Source organism: Aeromonas sp. HMWF015, from assembly GCF_963878965.1.
In the GTDB taxonomy this organism is placed as follows: Bacteria; Pseudomonadota; Gammaproteobacteria; order Enterobacterales; family Aeromonadaceae; genus Aeromonas; species Aeromonas veronii.
This window is the reverse complement of sequence record NZ_CAWNZT010000133.1, coordinates 22,978-25,297: the sequence shown is the minus strand read 5'-3', so window position 1 is coordinate 25,297 and position 2,320 is coordinate 22,978. Positions and strand designations below refer to the sequence as shown.

Annotated in this window: 2 protein-coding genes and 2 pseudogenes; 2 read left to right on the top strand and 2 right to left on the bottom strand. The window is 58.4% G+C overall.

Annotation, left to right across the window (positions count from 1 at the left end; translation table 11 throughout):
- Both fadH and AACS18_RS07000 read left to right on the top strand, forming a co-directional pair.
- Positions 1–477: pseudogene (gene fadH / locus AACS18_RS07005) on the top strand (NADPH-dependent 2,4-dienoyl-CoA reductase); the annotation flags it as partial.
- A 115-nt stretch (positions 478–592) separates the two neighbouring features.
- Positions 593–1,141, top strand: coding sequence for an NAD(P)H nitroreductase (locus AACS18_RS07000; RefSeq protein WP_108614007.1), 549 nt, complete (start codon positions 593–595; stop codon positions 1,139–1,141).
- A 382-nt stretch (positions 1,142–1,523) separates the two neighbouring features.
- Here AACS18_RS07000 and AACS18_RS06995 read toward each other — a convergent pair whose 3' ends face one another.
- Together AACS18_RS06995 and AACS18_RS23220 are read right to left on the bottom strand one after the other, a co-directional pair.
- Complete coding sequence (locus AACS18_RS06995) at positions 1,524–2,078, bottom strand: sugar O-acetyltransferase (protein WP_108614006.1); 555 nt, start codon at positions 2,076–2,078, stop codon at positions 1,524–1,526.
- A 66-nt stretch (positions 2,079–2,144) separates the two neighbouring features.
- Positions 2,145–2,320, bottom strand: a pseudogene (locus AACS18_RS23220) (D-2-hydroxyacid dehydrogenase family protein); the annotation flags it as partial.

The following is a 2,320-nucleotide window of genomic DNA, read 5'->3' as shown; positions in this document are numbered from 1 at the left end:
GTAGAGAAGAAGGTGGAGATGGATGCCGATGGGCACCGTGATCACTGGCTCAAGGAGTGGGGCATCGACAAACAGCTTGGCGAGCGCGGTGGCCTCACGGCTCCTGAAATCGACGCCCCCGAGCGCCAGATCTGGCTGCTCCAGCGCAAGGAGAGCAAGGTGGGTGACGGACTTGGCAAGACCACCGGCTGGATCCACCGTACCGTGCTCAAGAACCGCAAGGTGCAGATGCTCTCCGGGGTGCAATATCTGGGGATCGATGACGAGGGTTTGCACATTCAGGTGGGCGAGAGCAAGCAGTGTCTGCCGGTGGATCAGGTGATAGTCTGCGCCGGGCAGGAGCCCCTCAAGGAGCTGCAGGCCGGGTTGCAAGCGGCAGGCAAGCCGGTGCACATCATCGGCGGAGCCGACGTGGCTGCCGAGCTGGATGCCAAGCGTGCTATCCGGCAAGGGGCCGAGCTGGCTGCGATCATCTAGCCAACTGTGCCCTCTTGTCCCTTTTTAGTGCGATAAACCCCTGAGCCTCAGGGGTTTTCTTCATTCGGTGCTGTGCTAAGGTAGCGCCATCATTGCCCCAGAGAAGGAATTGCCCATGGATGCCCTCACCCTGTTGCTCAATCGCCACTCCTGTGGCCGTCTCGCCGATCCCGCCCCGAGCGGTGAGGTGCTCGACAATATCCTCAAGGCGGGTCTGCGCGCGCCGGATCACGGCACCCTGACTCCCTGGCAGTTCATTCTGTTTGAAGGGGAGGGGCGCGAGCGGCTGGGCAAGCTGCTGGCCGAGGCGGCCCGTGCTCGTGGCGAAGATGAAGAGGGCATCAAGAAGTGCAGCGAAGCGCCGCTGCGGGCGCCCTTGGTCGTCGCCGTGGCAACCCGTTATCAGGATCACCCCAAGGTGCCGAAACTGGAGCAGGAGCTCTCTGCCGGTTGTGCCCTGATGGCGATGCAGATGGCGGCGCAGGCGCAGGGCTTCAACGGTATCTGGCGCTCCGGCTGGTTTATCTTCGATGAGCAGATCAACAAAGGATTGGGACTGGCGGCAGAGGATCAGCTGGTGGGTTTCCTCTATCTCGGTACCCCCATGCTGGAAGCGCGTAAACTGCGCGAGCTGCCCATCGATGAGTTTGTCCGCCGTTTCTGACTTTTTGGCCACGTTGCGGTTGAGAGAAGCAAAGCCTCGAGAAATCGGGGCTTTTCTGTTTAACCCTGAATAGTAACCAGAGTGATTGGGGAAAATAAATGGCTCAAAGAGGCTTCGCGCGCCATAGCAGGTAATTATTTAAATAGTGCGATGTACCTCGCAATCCTGTTGTATTTCACTATGTAAAACGTTTGCGCGTTCGCTAATATCTCCCTGCCAGTTTAGAAGGGCACTCCTTCTAATTTTTCTGCGATGAGAGTCGCAATTCCGTAGCACCTTTTAACAGCCCAACGTCTTCGTGACATTGGGCTTTATTTTTTTATGGGGTGTCGGGGTTGTTGTGAGTTGATGGCGGCATCAAGATGCAGCCCGGTTGGCAGCCTTATGACCTGTTTTTGGCTGGTAGGATCCGGGCCGGGTTGCCGACTACCCGAGCACCGGCCGGTACATCTTTGGTGACTACAGCGCCCGCGCCGACGATCGCCTCCCGCCCTATGGTGACGCCGGGCAGCAAGATGGCACCGCCCCCAATCCAGACCTTGTCTTCAATGGTGACCGGCAGCGCGGTTTCTGTTCCCTGAATCCGTTTGTCGGCCTCCAGTGCATGGGCAGCGGTATAAATCTGCACGTTTGGCCCAATCATCACATGGGCGCCGATGCGAATGGGAGCATTGTCCAGCAGGGTCGCCCCCATATTGATGTAGCTGCGCTCGCCAAGGTGGATGTGGCGGCCATAGGTGCAGTAGAGGGGCGGGCAGATAAAGGCATTCTCTGCCAGTTCGCCAATCAGCTCCGCCAGTAGTGCCCGCTGCTCAGCCTCATCTTCCGCCTGATTGAAACGGCGATAGCGCCGTGCCGCCTCCCGGCGCAACTGGGCCAGCTCGGGTGCCATGCAGTTGTACGGTTGGCTGCTAATCATCTTCTGGTATTCGCTCATGAAGGTTGCTTTCCTTTATCTGCCAGGGATTTGGATATTGGCGCCAATACGGCAGAAGTAACGTGATCATCCACCCGATATGGGCAGAACCAGGTTGGCAGGTCTGCCTTCGGCAAAGGCCAGCACATTCTCGAACGCCACGCGAAAGTAGAGTTCGTAGCTGTTTTGCTCCACATAGCCGAGATGAGGTGTCGCCAATACGTTGGGCAGACGCAGCAGGGGCTCGCTTTCCTGTGTCGCCG